At 41.0% G+C, this 25,527-nt stretch carries 21 protein-coding genes; 1 reads left to right on the forward strand and 20 read right to left on the reverse strand.

Annotated elements, in window-relative coordinates:
• Positions 1-15 precede the first annotated feature (15 nt).
• The 9 genes from H8S17_RS08815 to H8S17_RS08855 form a co-directional block, all read right to left on the reverse strand.
• Positions 16-540 (reverse strand): adenine phosphoribosyltransferase, encoded by a 525-nt coding sequence (locus H8S17_RS08815; protein WP_178052339.1) that lies wholly within the window; start codon positions 538-540, stop codon positions 16-18.
• 18 nt (positions 541-558) lie between these two features.
• The gene (locus H8S17_RS08820; protein ID WP_178052338.1) at positions 559-1,434 is read right to left on the reverse strand and encodes a methionyl aminopeptidase; all 876 of its coding nucleotides are present in this window, start codon (positions 1,432-1,434) and stop codon (positions 559-561) included.
• A gap of 13 nt (positions 1,435-1,447) precedes the next feature.
• Positions 1,448-2,116: a hypothetical protein gene (locus tag H8S17_RS08825; RefSeq protein WP_186867035.1), complete on the reverse strand. Its 669-nt coding sequence runs from the start codon at positions 2,114-2,116 to the stop codon at positions 1,448-1,450.
• Positions 2,117-2,123: 7 nt separating this feature from the next.
• Positions 2,124-2,561: a GatB/YqeY domain-containing protein gene (locus H8S17_RS08830; RefSeq protein ID WP_178052336.1), complete on the reverse strand. Its 438-nt coding sequence runs from the start codon at positions 2,559-2,561 to the stop codon at positions 2,124-2,126.
• Between the two features lie 106 nt (positions 2,562-2,667).
• A complete protein-coding gene (locus H8S17_RS08835) occupies positions 2,668-3,909 on the reverse strand; it encodes a C40 family peptidase (protein ID WP_330595700.1) in 1,242 nt (413 codons plus the stop codon).
• A gap of 405 nt (positions 3,910-4,314) precedes the next feature.
• The gene (locus H8S17_RS08840) at positions 4,315-9,300 is read right to left on the reverse strand and encodes a beta-L-arabinofuranosidase domain-containing protein (protein ID WP_186867037.1); all 4,986 of its coding nucleotides are present in this window, start codon (positions 9,298-9,300) and stop codon (positions 4,315-4,317) included.
• Between the two features lie 128 nt (positions 9,301-9,428).
• On the reverse strand, positions 9,429-10,982 hold the full coding sequence (locus tag H8S17_RS08845) for a DUF3794 and LysM peptidoglycan-binding domain-containing protein (RefSeq protein WP_186867038.1): 1,554 nt from the start codon (positions 10,980-10,982) through the stop codon (positions 9,429-9,431).
• A 59-nt stretch (positions 10,983-11,041) separates the two neighbouring features.
• Positions 11,042-11,284, reverse strand: a complete 243-nt coding sequence (locus H8S17_RS08850) for a Veg family protein (RefSeq protein ID WP_186867039.1) — start codon at positions 11,282-11,284, stop codon at positions 11,042-11,044.
• A gap of 124 nt (positions 11,285-11,408) precedes the next feature.
• The gene (locus H8S17_RS08855) at positions 11,409-11,855 is read right to left on the reverse strand and encodes a protease complex subunit PrcB family protein (RefSeq protein ID WP_243238026.1); all 447 of its coding nucleotides are present in this window, start codon (positions 11,853-11,855) and stop codon (positions 11,409-11,411) included.
• A gap of 198 nt (positions 11,856-12,053) precedes the next feature.
• Between H8S17_RS08855 and H8S17_RS08860 the strand changes: the two genes are divergently transcribed.
• The gene (locus H8S17_RS08860) at positions 12,054-12,800 is read left to right on the forward strand and encodes a lysophospholipid acyltransferase family protein (protein WP_186867040.1); all 747 of its coding nucleotides are present in this window, start codon (positions 12,054-12,056) and stop codon (positions 12,798-12,800) included.
• Here the strand turns inward: H8S17_RS08860 and H8S17_RS08865 are convergent.
• The 11 genes from H8S17_RS08865 to H8S17_RS08915 form a co-directional block, all read right to left on the reverse strand.
• Positions 12,760-14,133, reverse strand: coding sequence for a UDP-N-acetylmuramoyl-tripeptide--D-alanyl-D-alanine ligase (locus H8S17_RS08865; RefSeq protein WP_186867041.1), 1,374 nt, complete (start codon positions 14,131-14,133; stop codon positions 12,760-12,762). The two genes, H8S17_RS08860 and H8S17_RS08865, sit on opposite strands and share 41 nt — an antisense overlap.
• Positions 14,134-14,136: 3 nt before the next feature.
• Positions 14,137-15,192, reverse strand: a complete 1,056-nt coding sequence (locus H8S17_RS08870) for a D-alanine--D-alanine ligase family protein (protein ID WP_186867042.1) — start codon at positions 15,190-15,192, stop codon at positions 14,137-14,139.
• Positions 15,193-15,498: 306 nt separating this feature from the next.
• Complete coding sequence (locus tag H8S17_RS08875; RefSeq protein ID WP_186867043.1) at positions 15,499-16,422, reverse strand: helix-turn-helix domain-containing protein; 924 nt, start codon at positions 16,420-16,422, stop codon at positions 15,499-15,501.
• 323 nt (positions 16,423-16,745) lie between these two features.
• Entirely contained in the window at positions 16,746-17,354 is a 609-nt protein-coding gene (locus H8S17_RS08880) for an ABC-2 transporter permease (protein WP_186867044.1), read from the reverse strand.
• Between the two features lie 2 nt (positions 17,355-17,356).
• Positions 17,357-18,259, reverse strand: a complete 903-nt coding sequence (locus H8S17_RS08885; protein ID WP_243238027.1) for an ABC transporter ATP-binding protein — start codon at positions 18,257-18,259, stop codon at positions 17,357-17,359.
• Positions 18,256-18,630: a GntR family transcriptional regulator gene (locus H8S17_RS08890; RefSeq protein ID WP_186867045.1), complete on the reverse strand. Its 375-nt coding sequence runs from the start codon at positions 18,628-18,630 to the stop codon at positions 18,256-18,258. Before H8S17_RS08890 ends, H8S17_RS08885 begins: the two co-directional genes overlap by 4 nt.
• Before the next feature lie 236 nt (positions 18,631-18,866).
• The gene (locus tag H8S17_RS08895; protein WP_186867046.1) at positions 18,867-21,053 is read right to left on the reverse strand and encodes an ASKHA domain-containing protein; all 2,187 of its coding nucleotides are present in this window, start codon (positions 21,051-21,053) and stop codon (positions 18,867-18,869) included.
• A 60-nt stretch (positions 21,054-21,113) separates the two neighbouring features.
• Positions 21,114-21,338 carry a hypothetical protein gene (locus H8S17_RS08900; protein ID WP_178052323.1) on the reverse strand — a complete coding sequence of 75 codons (225 nt, stop codon included), beginning with the start codon at positions 21,336-21,338 and terminating at the stop codon, positions 21,114-21,116.
• 62 nt (positions 21,339-21,400) lie between these two features.
• The gene (locus H8S17_RS08905) at positions 21,401-21,754 is read right to left on the reverse strand and encodes a TIGR04076 family protein (protein WP_186867047.1); all 354 of its coding nucleotides are present in this window, start codon (positions 21,752-21,754) and stop codon (positions 21,401-21,403) included.
• Between the two features lie 39 nt (positions 21,755-21,793).
• A complete protein-coding gene (locus tag H8S17_RS08910; RefSeq protein ID WP_186867048.1) occupies positions 21,794-22,399 on the reverse strand; it encodes a hydrolase in 606 nt (201 codons plus the stop codon).
• A 195-nt stretch (positions 22,400-22,594) separates the two neighbouring features.
• Positions 22,595-25,486: a leucine-rich repeat domain-containing protein gene (locus H8S17_RS08915; RefSeq protein WP_243238033.1), complete on the reverse strand. Its 2,892-nt coding sequence runs from the start codon at positions 25,484-25,486 to the stop codon at positions 22,595-22,597.
• Positions 25,487-25,527 lie beyond the last annotated feature (41 nt).

The following is a 25,527-nucleotide window of genomic DNA, read 5'->3' on the forward strand; positions in this document are numbered from 1 at the left end:
TTTTCTCTCCTGATATTATTTGCCTTCGTATGTGATCACGGATGATACATCATACTTTGCAAGCTTGTCCCTGCCTTTTAAGCCGGCAAGTTCCATTAAGAAAATGATCTTCACCACTTCGCCGCCTAAACGTTCGATCAGTTTGGTACAGGCTTCGATCGTTCCGCCTGTTGCGATCAGATCATCTACTAATACTGCCTTTTGTCCCGGCAGAATAGAGTCTTTATGCATCTCAATCTCTGCACTTCCATATTCAAGATCATACTTTTCAGATATTGTTTCACAAGGAAGTTTGCCTTTTTTTCTTACAGGTACAAATGGTTTGCCAAGGGCATATGCGATCGGCACTCCGAAAATGAATCCTCTTGATTCTGTTCCGACAACAACATCAAAATCAACGCCGTCTAATAGTTTTATCATGGAATCGATCGCAAGTTTTAAGCCGTCTGCATCCTGTAAAACACTTGTAATATCTCTGAATATAATTCCTTTTTCCGGAAAATCCGGTATGCTTCTTACATATTCTTCAATCTTCTTCATCTGTGCACCTCCTTTCACCTAGTATGAAATGATCTCGTACCCGTCTTCTGTTACTAAGACCTGTACTTCCCATTGCGCAGATGGTTTGCCATCTTCTGTATAGACTGTCCAGTCATTTTCATCGTCTACATAGATCTCCACTCTGCCCATATTGATCATTGGCTCGATCGTAAACATCATGCCCGGAACCATCAGCATCTCTGTGCCTTTCCTGCTATTGTAACTAACCCATGGATCTTCGTGAAATTCCAGTCCCACTCCATGTCCTCCGATCTCACGAACTACGGTATATCCATGTGAATAAGCATAATCATGGATCGCCTGTCCCATATCACCAAGGAATCCCCATGGTTTTACTTCCTTTAGTCCTACATCTAAACACTCTCTTGCAACTTCTACTAATCTTTTCTTCTCAGGACTTACGTCCCCGATACAAAACATTCTCGAAGAATCGGAAAAATAACCATTCAATATAGTAGAAACATCTACATTGACAATATCGCCATCCTGCAAGATCTCATCTTCTGATGGGATTCCATGGCATACCTGATCATTGACCGATACGCACACACTCTTTGGAAATCCCTGATAATTAAGGGGTGCCGGATATCCACCCATACTAAGTGTCTTTTCATGCACTAAGGTATTGATCTCCTCCGTACTCATGCCTGCCTTAATATTCTCTGCTACATAATCCAGAACTGCGATATTGATCTTCGCACTTTCTTTGATCCCTGCGATCTGTTCTGCATTCTTGATCAGTTCGTGATCCGGTACGATATGACCTGCATCACGGATCCTTGCTATCTTTTCATCGAAAGCCTGATGGCAGGCTTTATACTTTTTACCGCTTTTACACCAACATGGATCATTTCTTCCTATTTTTACTGACATCTTTTTTTAGCCTCTAATCTAATATAATATTTCCAAAATCCAAACGTTTCCAGAGTTTCTCGTTAACCTTATAAGTATGCTCATCTAGTACGTCCTGATACATACTTCCTTCCACATTATACTCCCTGTAGTCAACCCCATTTGTATCTGCAAGCAGCTGCTGTGCTTTCTGAGCCAGTCCCATATGTATGAAGGTATCATCGATCTCTCCCTTCGATACACCAAGCCGCTTTTGTCCTTCTTCCTCTAAATCGTTCCAGAAATCATCTGCTTTATTTTCTACATACTGCTTTTCATCTTCGGAAAGTGACAGTTCTTCTTCCTCTGCCATCCGGTAAAAGATCACATCATGTACTGCCATATCCATTGCAGTATCTTTCGCTTCAATACGGATAAAAGAACCATTTGTATGCAGATTCCAGAATTCATTTGTATGCTCAAGATCATATACTTTTGCCTGTTCCTGTGTCGTCTGCTCTTTATATGCTAAATAAAAAGCAATATCCCTAAATGTATAAGGCTCTCCATCGACGGTAACTGCAACATCTTCCATATGATCGGCATATTCTACCTTCTGCATCCGTTTTGCCCGTACAACGCAGGCAATGATACTTGCGATAAATAATACAATGAACGCAAGAAGAAAAATGGTGGTCTGGCGTTTTTCTCTTTTTCCTGCCATACTCTATTTACTGACAAAGTTTTGCAACTACCTGATTGATGACTTTGCCGTCTGCCTTTCCTTTTAATTCCGGCATGACTGTTTTCATGATCTGTCCTTTATTGCCGGATGCAAGTACTTCTGAGAATTTCTCTTTTAAAATCTGCTCTACTTCTTCTGCAGATAAAAGCTGTGGTGCATACTCATTGATCACATCATAACGGTATTTATATTCTTCTAAGAGATCTGTTCTGTCTGCCGGACAGCTGTCAATCTGCTCTTTGACTGTCTTTAACTCTTTTAAGATCACACGGTCTACTAATTCTTCCCTGATATCATCTCTGCATCCTTCATCGATCGCCGCTTTTTTTACTGCGGAGATCAGAGAGGAAATCGCATCCTTTCTGTTCTTCTCTCTTGCTTTCATGGCTGCTATCATATCTTTTTGTAATGTTTCTATCTGCATATTGCTTCTCCTTTTCCCCTGTGGGGTCCTTTCTATTAAAATATGATTTACTTTTATTTTGATACCTGATCGCTCCGCTGCTGCGCAGCTTCCGCAATGCTACACTCTATAGCACTCTCCGTACGGCTACGATCGTACGGTATGTTGCGGAACTTGTTGTAATACCGACTGCGGTACTCTGTGCATGTACGATCTGTCCGCCGCCCATATAGATTGCAACATGACCGGAATAACAGATCAGATCCCCGGGCTGTGCATTGGCATAGCTGACCGCTTTACCGCAGCCCTGCAACGCGCCGGAACTGTGTGGCAGGCTGACACCGAAGTGGGCAAATACACTCATGACAAATCCCGAACAGTCTGCTCCGTTTGTCAGGCTTGTACCACCCCAGACATATGGATTTCCTACAAACTGACATGCGTAAGATACAACGGAGCTTCCACTGACGCTTGTCGAATAGGACGGATTCTCTCCTCCACCAGAACTTCCTGTGGAATTGGATGATGTGCCACCTGTACTGTTTCCGGTATTTCCTGTCCCGGATGTACTGCTGTTACTGTTTCCTGCGGATGCTTTTGCAGCCGCTGCCCTTGCTTTTTCTTCCTGCTCTTTCTGCTTGCGTTCTTCTTCTTTAATGATCTTATTCTGTGCTGCGATCGTCTTTTTATATGCTTCTGCTTCTGCCTGTGCAGTTGCAAGCTGGTTGTTATAATCACCCATCCTCGCTTTCTTCGCAGCTAAGACATTCTCTAATTCAGTCTGCTGTGCCGCATATTCATCCTCCATGGCTTCAAGCTCTGCTTTTTCTGTTTCCACTGTGGATTTTAAATCGGCTACCTGCTGAACCGTTGTCTGATACTGTGTCAAAAGATTCCTGTCATAATCATAGACTTCAGATACATATTCCACACGGTTTAAAAAATCTGCCATATTTTCAGAGCCTAATAATGATTCGATCATTGCAGTATCTCCACGTTCGTACATAAACTGTATCCTCTTCTTCATGGACGCATACTGATCTGCTTCTGTCTGTTCTGCCTTTGCTAAATCTGCTGTTACCTGCTCTAGCTGTGCATTTTTACTATCTAATTCATCCTCCAGGATTCCAATATTTACCAACAGATTGACTAACTCCGCATCTTTTGCATCGATCTCGTTCTGCAGAGCCTGCTGCTGTTTCTCAATCGTTTCAATCTGACTGTTTGCTTTATTCAAATCGGACTCTGCGGCTTTCTTGGCATCTTTCGCCTTTGACATGGTGCTCGCATTGACGGATAATACCTGTGTCATTGCCGCTGCAACAACTAACATCACTGCTAAAAACCGTTTTCCACCTTGTTTTCTCACATTTATCCTCCTCTTTAGAATCGGCTGTCTGCACTGCATATTATAACAGTTTCATTTTTGTTATGCAACCTGCAGGGGCGTCAGTTTTTGTAATGTATGCACTTCTGGTTACTGTTCAGACGCAAGCTTGACACTGCGCTGTCAAGCTATGCGCCATAGTGTTGATTATCGTGTGGATTACAGCCCCTGCCTCGTAGAGGCATTTTAAATGGGCTGTAATCGTTGCTGGTCACACTGTCAGGTGTGAACAGTATGCACTTCTGTGCCACATTTCTTTCATGGTATCCTTTCAGAAATAAAAGAAACGACAGAACCGGTATTTTCCGGAACTGACGTTTCTTTATCAAGTACTTATTCTTTTGATGGGAATATTACTTTTCTGCTTTGAGAAATCTCTTGCAGATACTATTTAATTTTCACCGAACCGGCTGTCTTTGCTTTCTTTAATAACCGCTTATAAGTTTTCAGCTGTTTATTCGGCACATCGATCGTTGCTTTCTTTGCAATTCCCTTAAATGCATTTTTACCAATTGATTTTGGTGAAGTACAATTTATTTTTACTTTCTTTAATTTAGAATCCTTATAAAATGCCTTGGAACCAATTGATCTTACATTCTTTGGAATACTTACGCTTGTAAGTTTCTTCATACCGGTAAATGCCTTATCCGAAATAGCTACCACTTTGCATGTTATTCCATTTACTTTAACTGTATTACTGATCGTCAGACTCTTAACTGTTTTCTTTTTTGGTGCATATGCAGTTACTTCTTTCTTATCAGCATTAGTTACTTTATATTTCACACCTTTAACCGTTGTCGTATCACCTTTTTTAATTGAAGCCTGATTATCTGGTGTTGGCTGTGGCTGCGGTGTCGGCTGTGGTTCTGGTGTCGGCTGCGGCTGCGGTGTCGGCTGTGGCTGCGGTTCTGGTGTGACAGCCATCTTAAGTCCTGCCATTGCTGCACTAAGTGTCTGATTAGCTGCATCCACTTCTGCCTGTGTTGCTGATGTATTTGTTGCAACTTTCTTTGCTGCTGCAAGTGCTTCTGCAAATACTTTCCATGTATCCGCTGTATAATCTTTTTTTGCTTTTGCTTCTGCAGATGTGATCGTTGCATTTAATGCTGCCATATCAATATCATTCTGATATCCGGCTGTCAGACGAAGAATTCCAACACATCCTGCTTCTCCTGCGGATTTTGTCTTTATATTTAATCTGATTGCTGTTGTATTTACTGTATCAAATGAAATTGTATTGTACTGATTTAATTTGACACTATCTTCATAACTGGTATTTACATTCGCTTTCTGCCATTCTCCGTTATCATCTAAATATTCTACACGAATCTCTTCTGGCAGATCACACCATGTCGGTGTATTCAGATCATTGACTGACCAATATACATTGAGATAATTGATGTCAATCTTATCATCCCAGTCATACTGTAACCAGCTCCACTGACCTTTGGTATACCAGTTTCTGTATACACGTCCCTTGTTATAGGTATCTACAGAAGATTTTGGTTCCCAGTTTTTCATAATATCATATGGAGAACCATAATAATCATACAATGTATCAAATGTCAGGGAAGCAGCATATTCATAATGCTGTGGATCCATTACCGGTGGTCGGAAACTTACCGAAACAGCCACATCACCGCTGACATTCTGTACTGTATATACATTATCTTTAATCTGATCCTGCACTTCTTTTCCATTTACGACCAGTTTTCTGACTGTATATCCTTCATTTGGCGACAGTGTGATCACTAGATCCGTGCCTTCTTTGATCATATCGGCCTGTGCATTTGTAGTAATTGAACCATTGAATTCCGTACGGTTATTTACAGTTACGTTAAACCATTGTTTTCCATCATCGGCTACCTGCAATACTTTGAAGTATGCTGTATATGCATTCTTTGCATATTCTGGTGCAAACATAGGACGGAAAGTATATCCTTTTGCAGTAAGTACCGGGAATCCATTTTTGCTGTCTGTTGAAACTTTAATGGAATCAGACAACGTATTCGAAAGGATCAGGGATGACCATTTTGTATTATCATCTTCCGCTGCCATGACAAATGGTCCATACATAACACTTGCTACTTCTGAAGAACCAAGTTTATCCGGTGTTTTATCAAGATGAAGTGTATAAGGCATATTGATCTCAATGATATCCCCTGCTTTTATATCTGTTAATCCTACATAAGTACTGATCTCCGGATTCTGGACTTTCACTTCTCCATTGACTTTTACTGTAAAACCATTTGTTGCCCAATATGGAACACGAAGTTTCATATTGAATGAAGATGGTGTCTTTCCTTCTATTGCAGATACTGTAAGTTTTGTATCTTCTGAAGGATAATTTGTTTCCTGTTTAACAGTAACGCCTTTATCTTCCCATGTTACTGTAGATGGCAGATATAATCCTACATATAAGGTGTCTGCTGTTTTTACATAAGCTGCTTCCTGATATTTTACATGGTTTTCCATTCCTGTTCCATGACAGCAGGTAAAGGAATCATAATCTCCACCATAATCTCTTGTAGAACCAGGTCCGATCGGAAGCATATAGGTTGTTCCGTTATGTTTCTTATCTGTTACATTTGGTGTCTGGGATGCAAGAATCTGATTATATAATGTCCTCTCATAATAATCCATATATTCTGCATCATCCGGATCATAGTTATTTAACATTTTTGTAAGCTTTAACATATTATAAGCTGCACAAGTTTCACAGTTCGTTGTTCCTGCAATATTATTTGCCTGCTGATACGGCTCTGTAAATTTTTCACCGGTTCCTACACCACCGATTGAATATGCATAACGTGAAACTGTCATCTGCCAGAAGTTTTCAGCGATATCATAATATTCTACTTCCGGTTTTCCACTTTTCACAGTTGCTTCATATGTTTCCAATGCACCAATGATCTGCGGAATATGCTGATTTGCATGACGTCCTGCAATATCATCTACATTATTCTTCAACTTATTAAAGAAGTTTGTGTTGTCAAACAGTTTTGCCCCTTTAATAAATGTTTCATCTCCTGTGTACATATATAGCTGGGACATGGATTCATTAAATCCACCAAACTCTCCTGCAATATACATATCCCACATCTTTGTCAGCTGTTCCTGGCTGCATGCATTTAATCTGTTACATACCCATTTACCAATTCCGGTCGCAACTGTTAATGCTTCTTCATTACCTGTATAAGTATAAGCATCTAAGAAGCCTGCGATCAGCTTATGTAATGTATAATATGGTGCCCAGATTCCAGAATCTGCACTTCCATATCCTACATACTTCTCCAGCAATGCAAACTGATCCGGGGAATATGCACTGATAAATCCTTCTCCCCATACATTTGGATCTGTACTCCATGTACTTGTCTTTACACCGTTTGTCTTAAAATCTTTCGCTTCACCTTTGGAAAGTTTCTGTAATTCACGGAGTTCATGCACCATCTCATCAAGTTTTGCCTTAATCTCTTCATCTCCTGTAGATGCATAGGCAAGAGCTAATGCTGACATATAATGTCCGGTTGAGTGACCTCTTAACAATCCGCTAGGATCATCCCATCCGCCTAATGGTTCAACATCTTTTATCTTATCTGTCTGTCCGAATGTCTTATAGAAATTGTAAAGCATACGCTTATTGTCAAGAAGTTTTAAATAAGCCAGATCACGGTCACGATTCTGCGTCAGGATCGATCCGTCTTCCCCGATCTTATCTAAAGTAATATCTTTAAGGGCAAAATTCGATGACACTACTGTTTTTGCAGCTTCTTCTTCATCTACAACTGTGACATGTGCTGTGATCTTCCTGATTTCACCAACTAAAGATCCTTCCACATCAAAATTCCCTGTATTTGCATACTTGTCAGCTTCAATACTTGCCGGCCACACTGCTTTGATCTTATTGACAGAATCATCTGTATAAGTTGCTTTCACATAATTCGGAAGAGACGGACTATGTCCTTTTAATGTTGTAACATTAATCTCTTCTACATCCTTAAGGCTGACTGACTCTTTTAAAGCAATAACTGTATATGCAAACTTTTTCACTACTTTTTCACTGCCGGATGTAACTGTTGCTGTCAATGTACCTGATACATTCTCATTGCCGATTGCCGGACGGGTTACTTTTGCAACGCTTCCATTTACTACAACAGCATCCTTATCACTTTCCCATGTGATCACAGATCCTTTATCACCTTTTACAGGAAGTGTAAAATCTGTCATGACAGAAGAGAGGTCTCCGACTGTTTTTTCAAGCTGGGCTGCATCATCTTCTGCGATCTGCTTATCTGTATACATAGGGATAACCTTTACATCAAATTCTTTTGTATCGGTTGTTCCATTATATGTGATCGTAGCAGTCAGTTTACCTTCAGCTGCACCGCTGCCTGCTGCCGGACGGGTTACTTTTGCAATTCCGTCTGCTATTGTGATCGCACTGTTCATGCTTTCCCACGTAATGGCAGATCCATTGACGCCCTTTGCCGGAAGTGTAATATCTTCCGTTACTGCTGTTGTATCACCAAGATCTAATGCATCTTTGTCTGCTGCAACAATTCCTGCATCATTTACACTATACATTGCCGCAATCTCATCTGCACTAAGTGCTTTATTATAAATTTTAACCTCTGCAAATTGTCCTTTTGTCGGATTATCTCCAAACTGACCATATCCGATCAGGTTATTCGTAGTTGCTCCAAGATCATTGACACTGATTTTTGTATCTGTCGTTTCACCGATCTGTTGTCCGTTTTCATACAGGGACATCTGCGTTCCATCCATAACAACGGTTGTAAGCACCCAGCGGTTCTTATCGAAATTTGTTTTCTTCTCAACACCGACCTCATTTGACCAGCCACTCTTTGTAATAGCTGCCGCATATCCTTCATGTCCCTTATTTCCTCCGTCAGATAACAGATAGAGATATGAAGTCGTATCATTACCGATATCCCAGATCCTCTGATATCTGGTATCTGTACTCAGATTTACCCACATACTGATCGTTACTGCATCATTTCCATTTAAAATAGCATTCGGAAGCTGTAGGTAAGATCCATCTTCTCCGCCCGGAAGTGTTAATGCTTTTACACTGTTTCCATAAATATTAACCGTACTGATCTTGTACGTACCTTCTACACTTCCTCCTCCTGCACGTTTTAAAGTTCCGGTATGACCATTACCGGATGCATCTGTGATTTCCGTTGCATAACTGTTCTGCATATCAAAGTCATAATACAGAATCAATCCATTTTCCGTTGTATCTGCTTTTACATTTACTCCCCCATATGGGAATACACTTGTAAATACAAATACAAATGCCAACAGAAATGCCATTACCTTTTGTACACCATGATCGTGTCGTCTTTTCATAACATTTTCTCCTTTCGTTGTTTCTTTGAAATCACCTTTCGATGCATTCAAGAATTCGTTTTGTATAAATAGTATAACCTCATTCGTCTGATGCCAAAAGTATAAAAAACTACACTGTCTTTCTATTTTTAAACTGTCTTTACGATCAAAATCCTCTCTCCGGCTTTTACATCGGTACCGGTCAGATGGTTCGTTTCCACCAGATCATCTACCGTTGTATGATTTTCTTTTGCAATATGGAACAACCGGTCACCTTCCTTTACGATATAGCCTACCAGCCCCGGCCGCTGCTGTAATACAGCAAGATCTAACTCACTTTCATTGATATCTGTGATCACCTGTTTTTCCTGCTGTTCAAATGCTAACAGATTTAAGCTTACAACTGCTTTGATATCAATATTCCTGCTGTCTGAAAGCACTGTTGTCACCTGTTCGATGCTGCCATCTAAATACACTTTCACAGGATGAACTGCTTCCGGCATTTCAATCAGCTGGGAAAATGGCACATATGCCCGTTTTGCCGCTACCGGCATCGCATCATCTGCTGTCATATATAAAATCTCTATCGTCAATGTACCTTCCGCTAACAATCCATCTTCTGTGACTGTCGTCTGTTCGATCGCCAGTGTATTTTCATTACTGCATATCTGCAAAATATCTTCCTGTTCTTCTTCTAATTCAATTTTATCGGACATTCTGCATTTTGCTTCATTTTTGACTAAGAGCCTGTCAAAAACTGCTGTCTGCATATTCGGTTGTACCTGCCGGTCTAATGCATAGATATCGGAGATCATTTCTATGTTGGTTTCCCGCCAGAGGCAGATCGTTAAATTCACTACCATTTCTAAAAGAAGATTTCTTTCTTCTCCGTCCCCATCTAACTCGATTTCAAGATCTGCCTGTGCTAATTCTGTTTTGATCTGATGGATCAACGACTCCTCACAGACATTACATTCTACATTTCCCTGTATCGGAACGGTCGTTTCAAACCATTGCAGCCGTTCTTCGTCCACACCCGAATACAGTACGCAGACAAGTGCTTCTCCACTCACTTCGATCTCACCATTTTTCAAACGGGTACTCATTCCCCTGAGTTCCACACTGTTCCAGAGAATCTCATCCATATTTGGCTTATTAGAAGAAAGAGATATTTCTTTTCGGATCCTTAAGGTATCTTTTTTGTCTGTCAGCAATTCCAATGCTTCTAAATTTTCTTTTTCTATCTCGCATCCTGAATCTGCTCCGACTGCCGCAAGCATCGATGTATCTTCCGGTCTTTCTGCCTCTGCCTGAAATTCCACTAAGGAACGGATACTTAATTTTCTTGAATTGATGACACTGACGGAAATATCCTCGATCTTTCCATCTAATTTCACCTGATCTGATTCTCCGATTCCTTCCATTGTAAGGCTTTCCTGAAATGGGATCTCGCCTTTTAAACTGTTGATCTTACGATTATCAAGATCTGTCCGATATAAGATCTGAAACTCTAACACCCCTTTAAACCAGACATGCCCTCCGCTTGCATGGACTTCATCAAAGTGCAGACTGCCCCGCTCCCGTATTACTTTTGTCAGATCCGGTTTGTAATCCGGCAGATTATAATCATCATCCAGTGTGATCTGGTTCAATGCACCGCCAATTTCCCTGTTCCTATGCAATAACTGTCTTTCTAATTCCACAAAAAAATCCTCTGTTCTGAATTTGTATATCTTATTCAGAACAGAGGACTTTTATTCCTTTAACAAAGCTTCATTCGTATATCTCTCGTAATAATATCTGTATAACTAAAGGATAATAACTGCGGAGGATTATCTTCATTCACATCACTTACCAGAATGGTAAATACACTGGGGTAAGTATCTAAAATAACCCCTTCCTGAATGTCAACTTTATTTCTTCCCCGATCCAGTTGAATCATTACCCTGCTTCCACACTGGCTGTGTACAGATGCACGTACCCGGTTGATATCTGCCTGCTGCATACTACTTCCTCCCTTTTCTGTGGCTGCTGATGCATGAGTTGTCTGGTTATTTTAACCGCTTTAGTATAGCACATTGTTAAATTGCCGTCAAAAGGAAATAAGTACTAATTTTAAACTATTACCATTACTGGAAAATCACATTTTTATCTGTATGTTCAATACGGATCACAATATACGGATAACTCGGTGCTGCATTTTTGACTTCATCTTTTGACGGACCTTTCAGATTTGTATGCAATACAACTGCATTCTGCGTCAGGTACAGATCTAAGATCTGGATACTGTACCCACCGGTTTCCTGTTCTCCATATCCTCTCACAATATACAGATACTTATCATTTTCATAGGTCAGTTTAAAATCCGCACTCTTTTTTTCCTCTATTTTCTCAGCTAATTCTTTTGGTATCTCATCTTCTATGATCTCATATTCCAAATCCTGTAATCTGTTTCCATCTGTCTTTTCGATCCCACAGCCAAATAATGTGACAAGTACCGTGATCATTAAAAGTGCAGCCATATACAAAAGCAGCCGACAGCCGGTACTCTCACTCTCTTTTAATACATCTTTCATTTTCACGCTTCCATCAAGTATCTTTTTTCTATTTTATTCAGGAAATGTTGTTGTAATTCCAATTTACAGTTAGTATAATGGAATAATACATGGGTCAAAATCCAGGAATCGTTCCTGCTTACAGGATAAGGATCCGGAATGACCGGCCCATCCACACATGAATAAGTTATAGAAAGGAATGGATTTTTCCATAACAGCATGATACGACTGATTTTTGTTATTTTATTTGTAGCTTTATATTTGATCATCGGCATTCCCATCCTCTTTGTGGAATGGCTGGTCTCCAAAAAATTCCGTTATGCGGCTGATATTTCCCAGCTTCGCATGGTACAGTGGGCTTTCAAAGTCATTCTTGTATTAAGCGGTGTGCATCTTACAGTGATCGGTGAAGAAAATGTTCCGAAAGATACGCCTGTCCTCTATGTCGGAAATCACAGAAGTTTCTTTGACATCATCATCACCTATGCCAGATGCCCGCGTCTTACCGGATACGTGGCAAAAGATTCCATGTTAAAAGTTCCCCTGCTATCGCTCTGGATGAAACGGCTTTACTGCCTGTTTTTAAACCGCAGTGATGTAAAAGAAGGTTTAAAGACCATCTTAACCGGTATCGACCAGATCAAGCATGGTATTTCCATGTGTATCTTTCCGGAGGGAACAAGAAGTAAAAACAAAAGTGAAACAGAAATGCTGCCTTTTAAAGAGGGCAGTTTGAAGATGGCAGAAAAAAGCGGCTGTCCGGTCATTCCAATGGCACTGACCGGAACTGCCGATATTTTAGAAAATCATTTTCCACGTATAAAACCGACTCATGTAATCTTAGAATACGGTGAACCGATCTATATCAAAGAGTTATCCAAAGAGGATAAAAAACATATAGGAAACTATACCAGAGAAAAGATCCTTACGATGCTAGAAAAGCAGTCAACGCTTCCACGATCTTAGGAAACTGCATAAAGTGAGATGCTTTGATCAACAAAGTATCTCCTTTTTTTATGTCTTTCTTTAAGGCTTCTAATAAGTCTTCTTTTGTCGGAAAATAGCGTACCTCTTTTGCACCTGCATCTTTTGCAGCCTGTGCAAGTTCTTTTGACAATTCGCCAGTGCAGTAGAGTTTATCGATTTGCTTTTCTGCTACATAACTGCCGACATTCGCATGTAACTCTTTTTCGTCTGTTCCTAATTCTCCCATATCACCAAGCACAGCGGTCTTTCTTCCTGCCGCCTGACTTAATACATCGATCGATGCACACATTGAGATTGGATTAGCATTGTAACAGTCATCAATGATCGTTACACCATTTTTTTCGATCAGGTTACTTCTGCCGCTGATCGTTTCAACGGTTGCGATCCCCTTGCATATCATGTCAATATCCATGCCGCATGCATCTCCTACACAGGCTGCTGCTAACGCATTATAGACATTGTGTTCTCCTGCGATCGGAATGGTCACTTCCCTGCTCTGCTCGTGCAGATGCAGTACCATACGGATGCCTTCCATGCCAAGCGTGGTAATATCTGTCGCATAAACATCTCCATGTTCCCTGCCGTAAAAAACAGGTTTTCTACCATTCACAGATGTGATCGTGGATAATTTATCATCGTCACCATTTAAGATTACGATCCCTTCCCCACGCAGATGGTCAAATACTTCTGTCTTTGCTTTTAAAATGCCATCCCTGCTGCCTAGATTCTCTAAATGGCATAACCCGATATTTGTGATCACGCAGATATCAGGATTGGCAATCTCTGCTAAACGGTGCATTTCCCCGAAATCAGAAATCCCCATTTCAAGAACTGCGATCTCATGTTGTTCAGTAATATCAAAGATTGTAAGCGGAAGTCCGATCTCATTATTAAAATTACCTGCCGTTTTATGTACCGAGAATTTTTCTTTTAATACAGATGCGATCATTTCTTTTGTGCTGGTCTTACCAACACTTCCGGTAATACCTACCACCTTGATCCCTAATGTCTGGCGGTAAAAAGCAGCGATCTTCCTTAATGCATCTAATGTAGACTCTACTAAAATGTATGGAAATTCCGGTGCGTCTAACTCTTTTTCAGAAAGTGTGGCAAGTGCCCCATCTTTAATGACTTCCGGAATAAAATCATGCCCGTCGACACGTTCTCCCCTGACCGGTATAAACAGACCGCCACGCTTTACCTTCCGGCTGTCAATGGCAATTCCGGTAACTTCGGTATTCTTAATATTTTCATCACCGATATAAGTACCTCCACAACATGCTGCAATATTGGCTAATGTCATATTTTTCATAAATTATCCCTCGTACTTCTGCAATGAGATCTTGATCAGTTTCTCACAAAGTTCGTTAAAGTTCATTCCGATCACTCCGGCTTCCTGTGGAAGAAGGCTTGTCGGTGTCATACCCGGCAGCGTATTTGCCTCTAAACAGTAGATCTTTCCTTCTTTATTTAACAGGAAATCCATTCTCGAATATGTATCTAATCCTAATGCTTCTGCCGCCATCACTGCATATTTCTGCATTTCTTCGGTGATCTCTTTTGACAATTCTGCCGGACAGGTTTCTACGGTACTGCCTGCTTTGTATTTATTCTTGTAATCATAAAACCCTTCTACCGGTGCGATCTCAATGATTGGAAGTGCCTGATATTCTAATACACCAACTGAAAATTCCCTGCCTTCGATATATTCTTCTATGATCAGTTCATCTTCCCAATGGAAGGCTTCGTCTAATGCTGCATGGAACTGTTCTTTTGTACGGACAATAGAAACACCGATACTAGAACCGCCGCAGCAGGGTTTTACAACACATGGCAGGGATAGACCGGTCTTATCAAAATCATCGGTATGATCTGCCTTTGTCATCTTCATGCCTGTCGGTGTCGGCACACCGTTTTTTTCAAAAAAGATCTTCGCTGCACCCTTATCCATGGCAAGCGCACTGCTTAAATAACCGCTGCCTGTATACTTGATGCCTAACAGATCAAAAGCTGCCTGAATCTTTCCGTTTTCGCCGTTTTCTCCATGTAATGCCATAAATACAATATCTGCCATCTGGCACATGGAAATCACATTTGGTCCAAAAAAGCATGCTGACTGATCTTTTCTTGATGCCTTTACTTTTGCAAGATCCGGTGCTGTTTCCGGAATTGCAGATACACTCACACTTGCTTCTATGCTGTGTTCAAAAATATCTGAAATATCTTCTTCTGCTTCTTTATATCCCATAAATACATCTAATAATATGACACGATGTCCATTTTCCCTGAGTGCTTTTGCTACCATATCTCCCGTTTTAAAGGACACATCCCGTTCTGTGCTGAGTCCTCCGGCTAATACTACTATATCCATTGTGATCTCCCATCTGCTATAAGATTTTTTATGTTCATTTTATCCCATTTTATATAAGATGACAAGGGAGTGGATATGGGATAACACCATTTTCTATATTTTTCATATAATAGCACTTTTTGCATATACTTTATCTTTTTATTCATCAGAAATTGTATTTGTCAAAATTTTCTTTTGTTATCCTGCGTTTTCGACATATTTCTTTTTTTACCGAAACTGCATGGTCTTTGATGCAATTATTTCATATACTTTTTTTAGAAATTATTGTAACTATCAAACATCCTCATAGTTACAGATCATCAAATCTTAAAATATTACAAATATGGGCTCTCTCGCTTTATAAAATTCTGCAAAGCTCCCATAGCCTCTGTAATGTTCTGTAATGTCGAAAAGTGCCTTCGCCTGCCGTCTGCTTTTCTTCGCCATCATAGCATTTCCTGAGGCAGTAAGACACCATGCTTTTATGCACAACAGATGTGGCAGGACGGTATATTTTCCTGTGAGATGACAGATTCTTATTCCGGTATCACAATGTTTTACTGCTTCTTCAAATCGTCCCTGCTGTTCTAAGATCCACGCAAAATTTCCAAGTATCATTGCGTAGACTTTCAGGGACTCTGACAACTCAAGTCTCTGACGCTCAAGATAACCTTTCAGATAATAAAAAATATGAAAGGCTTTTTCAAGCTGCGCATTTTTTGCATAAGCTATGCCAATATTCGACATGATATATACTTCATCATAGGTAAGCAGTATCTTTCTCTTTGCTGCCTGCATCCGTTCTTTGTAATTCGGCATCGTAATTTCAAGTGCCTGCTCTAGCTTTGGCAGGATTTCTTCTTCACGCTCCCTTTGTATCGCCTGATAGACTGCCTGCGTATACAATGCAAACTGCAGACAGAATGGATTATCCGTTTCTTTTAATGCATAATACCCTTCTAATGCCAGCTTTGCCTTCTCTAACTCCCGCTGTTCTAAATATAATAAAGCCTGTCTGCGAAACTTTGACCGTTGCATCTCAATCTTCGTATCAAATGATATCCCCATGTGGCACATACCACAGAGCCTTTGGCACAAAGCTTCAAAAACCTGTTTTGATGCAACCTCTTTTCCATTTTCGATCCTGGAAAGTGTCCCCGGTGTACAGATCCCATAGGCTAATTCCTCCTGCGTACAGCCTGCACGTATACGCATTTCGTGTATCGCATCCCCCATACCATAAGTCGGCATATATCGTTCCCCCTTTGTCTCTAATGTGTTCCCCCAAAATCACCTCAGCAGATCTTATCATTGATTCCGATGTTAATATACCGTTTCGACAAGTGGTATGCAATCTGCGTATCGTCTTAATGTTTGCAGTAAGGGTATTTTACTATAACAGTTTAGCCATAGCTCATATAGCATACGAATCACGCCTGCATGAATGAGTATGCTATAGGGGCTATGAGCTAAACGCCATCCTATGAGCAAAGTAGCCGCAACTCGGCGAAAAAGCACCGCAGGTGCGGCTTTACGAATGGCATTGCTAACCTGCTATTCTGAACTGCTATTTTTTATGAATAAACTTTCTTCGTATATATTTTTTTCGAAATCTGATAAGAGATCACATTACAGACAATCGTTAAAAGAAAAGCCCCTGCGATCAGATATTTTTCTTCTATGAAAAATATAGACAGATCCATGCCTGTCAGTGCAGTCATAAAGACTGTCATGCCAACTACGGTCAGCAGAATAAACAACATTCGTCCTTTTTCGACACCGATCCAGAACATCAATGGAAGATTCACTGCCTGTATGATCAGTGCAAGACACATGATCATGACAATCGTTATCACAGCATCTGCCGGCATATGTCCGTTTATGGCTGCTAATATGAATTTACTAAATATGGTCAGTAAAAAAACAATTCCGACTGAAATATATCCCATCAGATATTTACTTCCGACGATCTCATTTACAGAATATGGGAGCATTCCTGCAAATTTATCCCATTTTGCACGTTCGTCATATGCTAATGCAGTGATCGGCATCATTGCCGCATAAAATACAGAATATCCAAATAAAAAATCTGACGGCACAACTGCAAATATAAGTGTGATCAGTAATAACACTTTTGTCTGTTTTATGATGGTATATGCATCTTTGATCAATAAACCTCTCATCTTTATTCCCCTTTCCTTGCTAAAAAGAGCACAATATCTTCGATTCCTGCGCACTCTATTTCAAATGCATCTGAAATCTTAGAACGTTTTACTAACAGCTCTGTTGCATATTTTCCCTGTTTTCTGCCTGCAATAGCTTCTTTTGGTATATCTTTTTCTTCTTCCTCTGTGACCTGCAGGATGCCATATTCCTCAAGCAGACGATCCTTTTCTTCACAAAACAGCAGTTTTCCCTGATGCAAAAATGCGATATAATCACTGATTTTTTCAAGATCACTGATGATATGGGAAGATAACAATACCGTATGATCTTCCTCTCTTGTAAATTCATTAAAGATCTCTAAGATCTCATCCCGGATGATCGGATCTAAGCCGCTTGTTGCTTCATCTAAGATCAATAATTTCGGCTTATGGGAAAGTGCAACTGCAATCGCAAGCTTCATCTTCATTCCTCTTGAATAATCTTTAAACATCTTTTTCTCCTCTAGAGAAAAGTGTTTGATATAATCGAAATACTGTTTTTCATCCCATCTCTGATAGGTATGCTTCATAATCTGATTGACATTTACTGCATTTAACACTTCCGGAAAATAGGCTTCATCTAAAACTACTCCGATATCTTCCTTAACTGCGTCAAACTCTTTCTTAGTATTATCCTGCCCTAACACAAAGATCTCTCCTGCATCACGCCGGATCGATCCCATGATCAGTCCGATCGTGGTACTCTTGCCTGCACCATTCTCACCCACAAGCCCCATGATACAGCCCGAAGGGAGTGTCAGACTGACATCTTCTAACTGAAAAGATGCATATTTCTTCGTTACGTGTTTCATTTCGATTGCATTTGTCTGGGTTTCATACATTTCTGTACCACCGATTGTCATACCTACATCTGCTGTATTCATTCCTCTACCTCCAAGATCCGAAACATTTCCACTAATTCTTCGTTTGTAATGCCACAGCCTGCCGCTAACTGCCGGATCTGCTGCATATGTGCTTCAATCTTCTTTAAATTTTCTTCCTGTATGAGTTCCCGGTTCGTTCCTGCTACAAAACAGCCCTTTCCGGCAACGGTGTTGACATATCCTTCCCGCTCTAACTCATCATAAGCTCTCTTAGTCGTGATCACGCTGATCCGCAGATCCTTTGCAAGCCCTCTGATCGAAGGGAGCATGTCGCCCTCTGTCAAAGTTCCGTTTAAGATCATATCCTTGATCTGGGTATAGATCTGTTCATAGATCGGCTGATTACTTGAATTTCTGATAATTATATTCATGTGCTTACCTCTCTTACTGTGTATATACAGTATATGCAGTTGATGTATAAATGTCAATATGTTTTTTTCAGTTCAGCCATAACCTGTGTGCCATACGAATCATGCTTGCATGAATGCGTATGACATACAGGTTAAAAGCTAAATGCCATCTTATGAGCAAAGTAAGCCGAAATGCGGCGAAAGAGCACCGCAGGTGCGGCTTTGCGAATGACGTTTAGCTTATCCAAACCGTTACTTTAAAATCCCATATATGAAATATATCGTTCCTTAAATGCTTCATCTTCTGCCAGAGAAACCTCTCCTGCCTCTGACACGACTTCCATCAGTGCTTTCTTCTCCGGCGTTTCTAAATACTGCAACGCTCCGCCTAATGCCGTATTTCCTGCTGCTGTGGTCTTTTCGGCAAGCTCCTGTGGCAAAATCCCGATAACTGCGGCTTTTTTTACGTCCAGATAATATCCAAAACCACCCGCAAGATATACCTGTTCTATCTGTTGATAAGTCACCCCTGCACGCATACATAAAACTTCGATGCCTGCACGTACCGCAGCCTTTGCCATCTGTATCTCGCGGATATCTGCCTGCGTCAGACAGATCTTCTCCCCCTGTGCATTTTCAGCCAATGGATATCCTGTTTTAAAATATGGCTCTTTTAATTTGCCATTTGCATCTATGATGCCTGCCTGCAACAGTTCCGCAACGGTTTCAATCACACCTGTTCCGCAGATACCGGCAGGTTTTTTTTCTCCGATGGTATGCACTGTCAGTCTGCCATCCACAAATTTTGCATTTGCGATCGCTCCGTCTACACTTCCCATACCCCATCTGATATTTCCGCCCTCAAATGCCGGACCTGCGGCAGTTGATGTAACATAGATCCCGGTGTTTGTCCTTAATGCCATCTCTCCATTCGTACCAAGATCTAACAGCAGGCTGATCTGTCCTGCCTTTATCATGTCACATACAAAAATACCGGCTGTAATATCTGCTCCGACAAATGCCGATATCCCCGGAAGGATTGTAACCGAAATGTCTTCTATGTCCGACTTTACCGCTTCTGCTTTTACATCATCTGTCTGTGACAACAGTTTTGCAAAAGACAATTCTTCCATGTCTAATGAAATTTTTGTAAACGGATATTTTGTAAATCCCAGACAGGAATACCCACGCAGAAGGTGCATCATAACGGTATTGCCTGCGATCACGACTGAAGATATTTTTTTCTGCGGATTTCTTTTCTGCAAGATGTGAAATCCGTTTTTTATATCAGTCAAAATGCACGTTGTTAATTTTTTGCCGTTCTGCCCATTTGCCGCCTGTATACGGCTGATCACATCTGCCCCATATGACCGCTGGTGGTTCACCATCGTATAGACATCAATGACTTCCCCTGTCTGCCGCTTTAATAGTGCAAATGCCAGTGTTGTTGTTCCTATATCGACTGCCACTCCGTAGTCCTCTGCCTGATAGGACGCATTTTCATCAAGCCTAAGCTGTATACGCATCGAACCTAGTGCCTGAAACTGTTCTTTACTATTTCCAAGATAAATACCTAAATCTTCCTGCAAGATCATCTGACACGCTAACCGTTTTCCTGCTGCTAACTGTTCTTTTGAAAAAAAAGTACGGTCAGCAAGCGTAACCGCAGGATCTCCTTTTGTTATGGTTATGGCACATTTTCCACAGATACCGCTTCCTCCGCAGTATGCAAAAACTTCCATGCCATGCTCACGCAGTACAGCTAAAAGGTTTTCCTCTTTTTTCGCACAGATGTGTCGTGGTTCTGCCTGCTCTGCTGTGGTTATCTCCAGCCAGACATGCTCCTCTTTTCTTAGTGTACAGGACTGATTGTTACATGCATTACAGTCATGCTTAAAGTTCTGTCTATCCGTATCTTCTGTCAACTCAAATAACAGACACATAGACTTGACCGGTTCCAGCATATAGCCGGAGGTCATTGTCAGTCCAAGTGTCCGTTTCGCATCTAATTTATCATAAATTTCTTTCTGCTTTGTGATCTCAAATTCTTCCGATGGAATCTCACACCGCCTTAAGATCCCAAATCCTTCTAACAGACAGCTCTGGGAAAGCATTGGCAGGATCTGTTCTTCAAATGCAAAAATACAACTGTCTGCCATTGCATCTGCCATCATCACTTTTAACATATCATTTCTGATATCTGACCGCTGTGGCAAGCGGCTGATGCCACTTCCGAGTGTCAGTATCACATAGAGATAACGGTTCTGCCCATCGATCAGAAATGCGGCTTTCGGGCGCATATACCGTTTCACTAGCGGAAAAAGTGTTTCATAGACAGCTTTTATCCCGCTCTTTGACTCTACGCCTCTGCAGCCTAACAATCCTGCTGCTGTATCAAAATCCGGTATAATGTTTTTTCCGGTAAGCAATCGAATATCGTTCATGTCAAGTCTCCTTTGGCATTCATTATACAATATCAATGCTTAATCTGCACGCTCTATATGTTAAGAATTCCTCTCATTTCCTCCCTCAGCAATATTCACGAGTCTGTCTGCCACCCATTCAGAACCGACATCTAACTGGTGGCTGACTAAATATTCATCTTCCACAGATAGGATTTTTTCTTCTCCTGCTTCATTTATAAGCGTTACGGACACCATGGGTTTTGCCCCCGGTGCTAATTCTTCACATCCGTAATCACCATCAAAAATATGTCTGATCTTCCACATGATCCATTCCTTTGCTTTCTTGATCGCTATTTTGTACTTTTTGCGTTATGTTGTATCTAAATTTACGATTCCTGCCAGAATCTTCCCTTATGAAAATTCTCATTGCCCAGCGGTTTTGCTGTTAAACGGAACATCACGCAGCCATCAGGACATACGATATCCTTGACATATTTTCCGCTTCCGCCTATATTTTCAAGATCTCCGCCACTTCTGACCGCCTCCATGATTGAATAGAGCATCATCATCGTCTTAGAACAGATCCCTTGTCCATCTGCATTGACCGGACAACCGTAAGTGCATGTATATTTATCCCCGATCTCCTCACCATTTCTGCAATAATGCTCGGTATGGTCACCTCTTAAAAATCCGGTTACTTCTATCTGAAATTCATATTCTTCATCATACCACTTTTTCATCTGATGTTCCCCCCTCTTATCCAACAATTTTTTCATGTTTTATAACGATTCTTTTTCCATTTCTGCATTGATCGTATCTTCAGATGCCGCCATTGCTTTTAATGTCATATCTAACAGCTTTTCTAATTCCCAGCCAAGCTGTGCAGCTCCCCGCTCGATCACTTCTCTTGAACAGCCTGCTGCAAATCCCTTGGATTTATATTTTTTCTTTAAAGATTTTAATTCCATGTCTTTGGTACTCTTTGACGGACGCATCAAAGCTGCTGCCCAGATCAGCCCTGTCAGTTCATCTGCTGCAAAAAGTACTTTTTCCATTTCATGTTCCGGTTCTACATTGATCGTTGCTCCACAGCCTACCGTAATTCCATATCCATGAGAACATACAGCATGGATCACATCTTCCCCTACTCCGGCTTCTTTTAAAAGTTCCGGTGCCTTTAAGCAGTGTTCTTCCGGATATAATTCAAAATCTATGTCATGCAAAAGTCCTACAATTCCCCAGTATTCTGTATCATCACCATAACCTAACTCATTTGCATACCACCTCATAACAGCTTCTACCGTAAGTCCATGCTGGATATGAAATGGATCTTTGTTATATTTCTTTAATAATTCAAATGCTTTTTCTCTTGTAATCGTTTCCATGATATCGTATTCTCCATTTTTATTATGTTCATAATAGCCCATCACTTTTTTGGGCTTATCTCGTAATCATTCACAAAGCAACTAGATTATAGCACGACATACAAAGAATAATAAAGTACTCTGCAGAGATTTCACAAAAAAACAACGTTACAGTCCGCAGGATACCCTGCAGGCTGTAACGTTGTCTGTCTTACTTTAATATGCCTTTACTTTGACTTTAGCTGAAAGTCCGCTGTTTTTAAATAATTTCTTGTAAGTGGATAATTTCTTTTTCGGTACTTTGATCGTCTTTGCTTTTGTGATTCCCTTAAATGTACTCTTAGAAAGTGTCTTTGCTGTCAGTTTTGTGGATTTTATCGTAATTGTTTTTAACTTCTTACAGCCGGTAAAGACATTTGCTCCCATCTTTGATACATTCTTACCGACCGTAACGGTCTTAAGTTTCTTGTTATTCTTAAATGCATTCTTTGCGATCGACGTTACTTTATAAGTCACACCATTGATCTTGATCGTATCCGGTACGACGATCTTTGTCTGTTTTTTGTTCTTCGGTGCCTTATATTCTACTTCATAGGCATTATCGGTATTCTTCTTGATAGTATAGGAAGCTCCATCTGCCTGATTCACAACCACCTGTCCGATGGTAAGTGTATCTGCGGCCTGGTTTGGACCATCTGCCGTCTGATTATTCTTATCTGTCGTTGTCTGATCATTCTTACTGCTATCGAACGGCTGTCTATTGGTGGTTTCTTCCTTCTTGATCACCGGAATCACGACTGCTGCTTTCTGATAGCCGCACACGCTGCATTCCTCATGGCTGCTGCCTTCGATACTCTCTGTTGCCTGACGGTCGATGACCGTCTTGAATGTATGCTCTGCCTGTTCTAATTTCTTTCCACATTCATTTTTGCATTCTTTCCAATGTACCTTTTCGTCCTTTGACCAAACTGCATCTGTGGTATCATGTCCGAGTGGGTTCAAGGTCACTGTCTTTGTCTGAACCTCAAATGCCGGATTTGCAAATTCTGCTCTGTAATCTCTTTTACCACTGGTTTCGCATCCTGCTTTTTCTTCGGTATAGGTTGCTGTTACAGTTTCATTTTCTGCTTTTTTACATCTCTTACAGATCCTGCTTGCCGTACAGCTCATTTCACTTTCATTCCATGCATACTGTGATTCATCATAATCATGTCCGAGTGGGTTCAAGATCACTGTCTTTGTCTGAACCTCAAATGCCGGATTTGCAAATTCTGCTCTGTAATCTCTCTTACCACTGGTTTCACATCCTGCTGCTTCCTCTGTATAGGCTGCAATGTCAGTTTCATCTTCTACTTTGTTACAGCCTTCACAGATCCTGCTTGCCGTACAGCTCATTTTACTTTCATCCCATGCATACTGTGGCTCATCATAGTGATGTGCGTTTGTATTGCTGTATATACTGCCATCCTGATATACGGTCGTGCCGCCTAATACCGGAGTCAGATCCTTTCCAATCTCCTGTCCCCAGAGTAATTTGCTATTCCGGCTATCTCCACTTCCATCCAGCAGATACGCAACCTCTCCTTCCATGAATGCTTTCTCTGTCTTTATGATCTCGCCGTCCCAAGGAGATGTATTCTTCTCCATACAGTAACAATTTGATATCTTGCCGATGATTTCCTCTTTCTCCTCTTCTCCGTTACCGATCAGTGGATATTTCGTTGTATGATAGCAATGCTTAATATTGACACCACTAAATTTCCCTACAACACCACCAACGTCTGTGGCATTTTCTCCGGTTACCTTTACAGTTCCTATATTGAACGAATTTTCCAGACTGGTATTGCTGTCCCATGATCCGATCACGCCGCCGGTATACTTGCCTGTATTCGTGACATCTCCCATATTTCCATATTTACTACCATCTGAATTGCTGCCCTTTCTTCCGATCACACCGCCGACATTATCTCCATTTCCTTCCACAGCTCCCTTATTTAAAATGAATCCATCCGTAGAAGTCATCGGTGCAGAATATGCATACTCCCCGACAACTCCACCGACACTATTTTTACCTATGATCCTGCCGGTATTGATCACGCCCTTTGCTGCCTGAATTTGACAGTTACTGTTATCAGAACTTGTCATATGCCCTCCAATACCACCAACACTTGTAATTGCTGCTGTCACTTCTCCTTTATTCTGTAACATTCCATTCCGGGAAATTATAGATGTATCAATTCCATATCCGATCAATCCGCCTGCTCCCATAGAAGTATTGCTTCCCATACTAGATATCTTACCCGTATTGATGATATCCGCATCCGCTTGAATGGACGCAAGATCTGCATATCCGATCAAACCTCCGACATATCCACTTGATTTAGCAGTTATAGCTCCAGAATTGAGAATACCCTCATGGACGATCACCTTCATTCCACCACTAGCCTGACCGACAAGTCCGCCTACATTCGCTGTCCCTGTAACTGCACCTGTATTACTGATCGAGGTATCGGATTCGATCTGTGCTCTGCTTGCATATCCAACCAAACCTCCTGCCTGACCTCCTTGTGCGGTTATATCTGCTTTATTGTTACAGTTTACGATTTTTGCATCACGACATGCCTGACCACAGATACCTCCTACACTATCCCAGCCTTTAGAACTTCCTGCAGTGGTGACATTTCTTATCTCTCCACCACTGCCTAGTATGCCAAACAAACCGGCATTATTGTTAATGCTTCTGTCCGCATGGATCGTGATCTCTGCTCCATTACCATCGAAAACTCCTGTATAGGAAACGGTGGAATCTCCGATCGGGCTCCATGTTAAGTCTTTCTTTTCTCCACGTACTGTTGTATCGATCTCTGTTACACCATCTGCAACTTTCGCACACTGATTTCTATCAGAAGATGCTTTTACAATCTCTGCGAACTGCCACAGATCCTCCGATCCGGTGATCACATACGGATCATCTGCCGTTCCACTTCCCTGTAATTCCTCTGCCGCATATACTGTCATACTTCCCTGACTGCCTGTCACAATGCCTGCCACAGCCAGAAAGCCCACTAACATGCCGCCTGCCATTTTCCTGCTTATCATTTTTGTCATTTTCAAATTCAGTGCCTCCTTTTTGATTTCATGTACTCTCG

This window comes from Roseburia zhanii, from assembly GCF_014287635.1.
GTDB lineage: Bacteria > Bacillota > Clostridia > Lachnospirales > Lachnospiraceae > Roseburia_B > Roseburia_B zhanii.

Excerpts from the sequence above, each read along its gene's own strand:
- H8S17_RS08815 (WP_178052339.1), bottom strand. The coding sequence starts at position 540 with ATGAAGAAGATTGAAGAATATGTAAGAAGCATACCGGATTTTCCGGAA.
- H8S17_RS08820 (WP_178052338.1), bottom strand. The coding sequence starts at position 1,434 with ATGTCAGTAAAAATAGGAAGAAATGATCCATGTTGGTGTAAAAGCGGT.
- H8S17_RS08825 (WP_186867035.1), bottom strand. The coding sequence starts at position 2,116 with ATGGCAGGAAAAAGAGAAAAACGCCAGACCACCATTTTTCTTCTTGCG.
- H8S17_RS08830 (WP_178052336.1), bottom strand. The coding sequence starts at position 2,561 with ATGCAGATAGAAACATTACAAAAAGATATGATAGCAGCCATGAAAGCA.
- H8S17_RS08840 (WP_186867037.1), bottom strand. The coding sequence starts at position 9,300 with ATGAAAAGACGACACGATCATGGTGTACAAAAGGTAATGGCATTTCTG.
- H8S17_RS08850 (WP_186867039.1), bottom strand. The coding sequence starts at position 11,284 with ATGCAGCAGGCAGATATCAACCGGGTACGTGCATCTGTACACAGCCAG.
- H8S17_RS08855 (WP_243238026.1), bottom strand. The coding sequence starts at position 11,855 with ATGAAAGATGTATTAAAAGAGAGTGAGAGTACCGGCTGTCGGCTGCTT.
- H8S17_RS08860 (WP_186867040.1), top strand. The coding sequence starts at position 12,054 with ATGATACGACTGATTTTTGTTATTTTATTTGTAGCTTTATATTTGATC.
- H8S17_RS08865 (WP_186867041.1), bottom strand. The coding sequence starts at position 14,133 with ATGAAAAATATGACATTAGCCAATATTGCAGCATGTTGTGGAGGTACT.
- H8S17_RS08870 (WP_186867042.1), bottom strand. The coding sequence starts at position 15,192 with ATGGATATAGTAGTATTAGCCGGAGGACTCAGCACAGAACGGGATGTG.
- H8S17_RS08875 (WP_186867043.1), bottom strand. The coding sequence starts at position 16,422 with ATGCCGACTTATGGTATGGGGGATGCGATACACGAAATGCGTATACGT.
- H8S17_RS08880 (WP_186867044.1), bottom strand. The coding sequence starts at position 17,354 with ATGAGAGGTTTATTGATCAAAGATGCATATACCATCATAAAACAGACA.
- H8S17_RS08885 (WP_243238027.1), bottom strand. The coding sequence starts at position 18,259 with ATGAATACAGCAGATGTAGGTATGACAATCGGTGGTACAGAAATGTAT.
- H8S17_RS08890 (WP_186867045.1), bottom strand. The coding sequence starts at position 18,630 with ATGAATATAATTATCAGAAATTCAAGTAATCAGCCGATCTATGAACAG.
- H8S17_RS08895 (WP_186867046.1), bottom strand. The coding sequence starts at position 21,053 with ATGAACGATATTCGATTGCTTACCGGAAAAAACATTATACCGGATTTT.
- H8S17_RS08900 (WP_178052323.1), bottom strand. The coding sequence starts at position 21,338 with ATGTGGAAGATCAGACATATTTTTGATGGTGATTACGGATGTGAAGAA.
- H8S17_RS08905 (WP_186867047.1), bottom strand. The coding sequence starts at position 21,754 with ATGAAAAAGTGGTATGATGAAGAATATGAATTTCAGATAGAAGTAACC.
- H8S17_RS08910 (WP_186867048.1), bottom strand. The coding sequence starts at position 22,399 with ATGGAAACGATTACAAGAGAAAAAGCATTTGAATTATTAAAGAAATAT.
- H8S17_RS08915 (WP_243238033.1), bottom strand. The coding sequence starts at position 25,486 with ATGACAAAAATGATAAGCAGGAAAATGGCAGGCGGCATGTTAGTGGGC.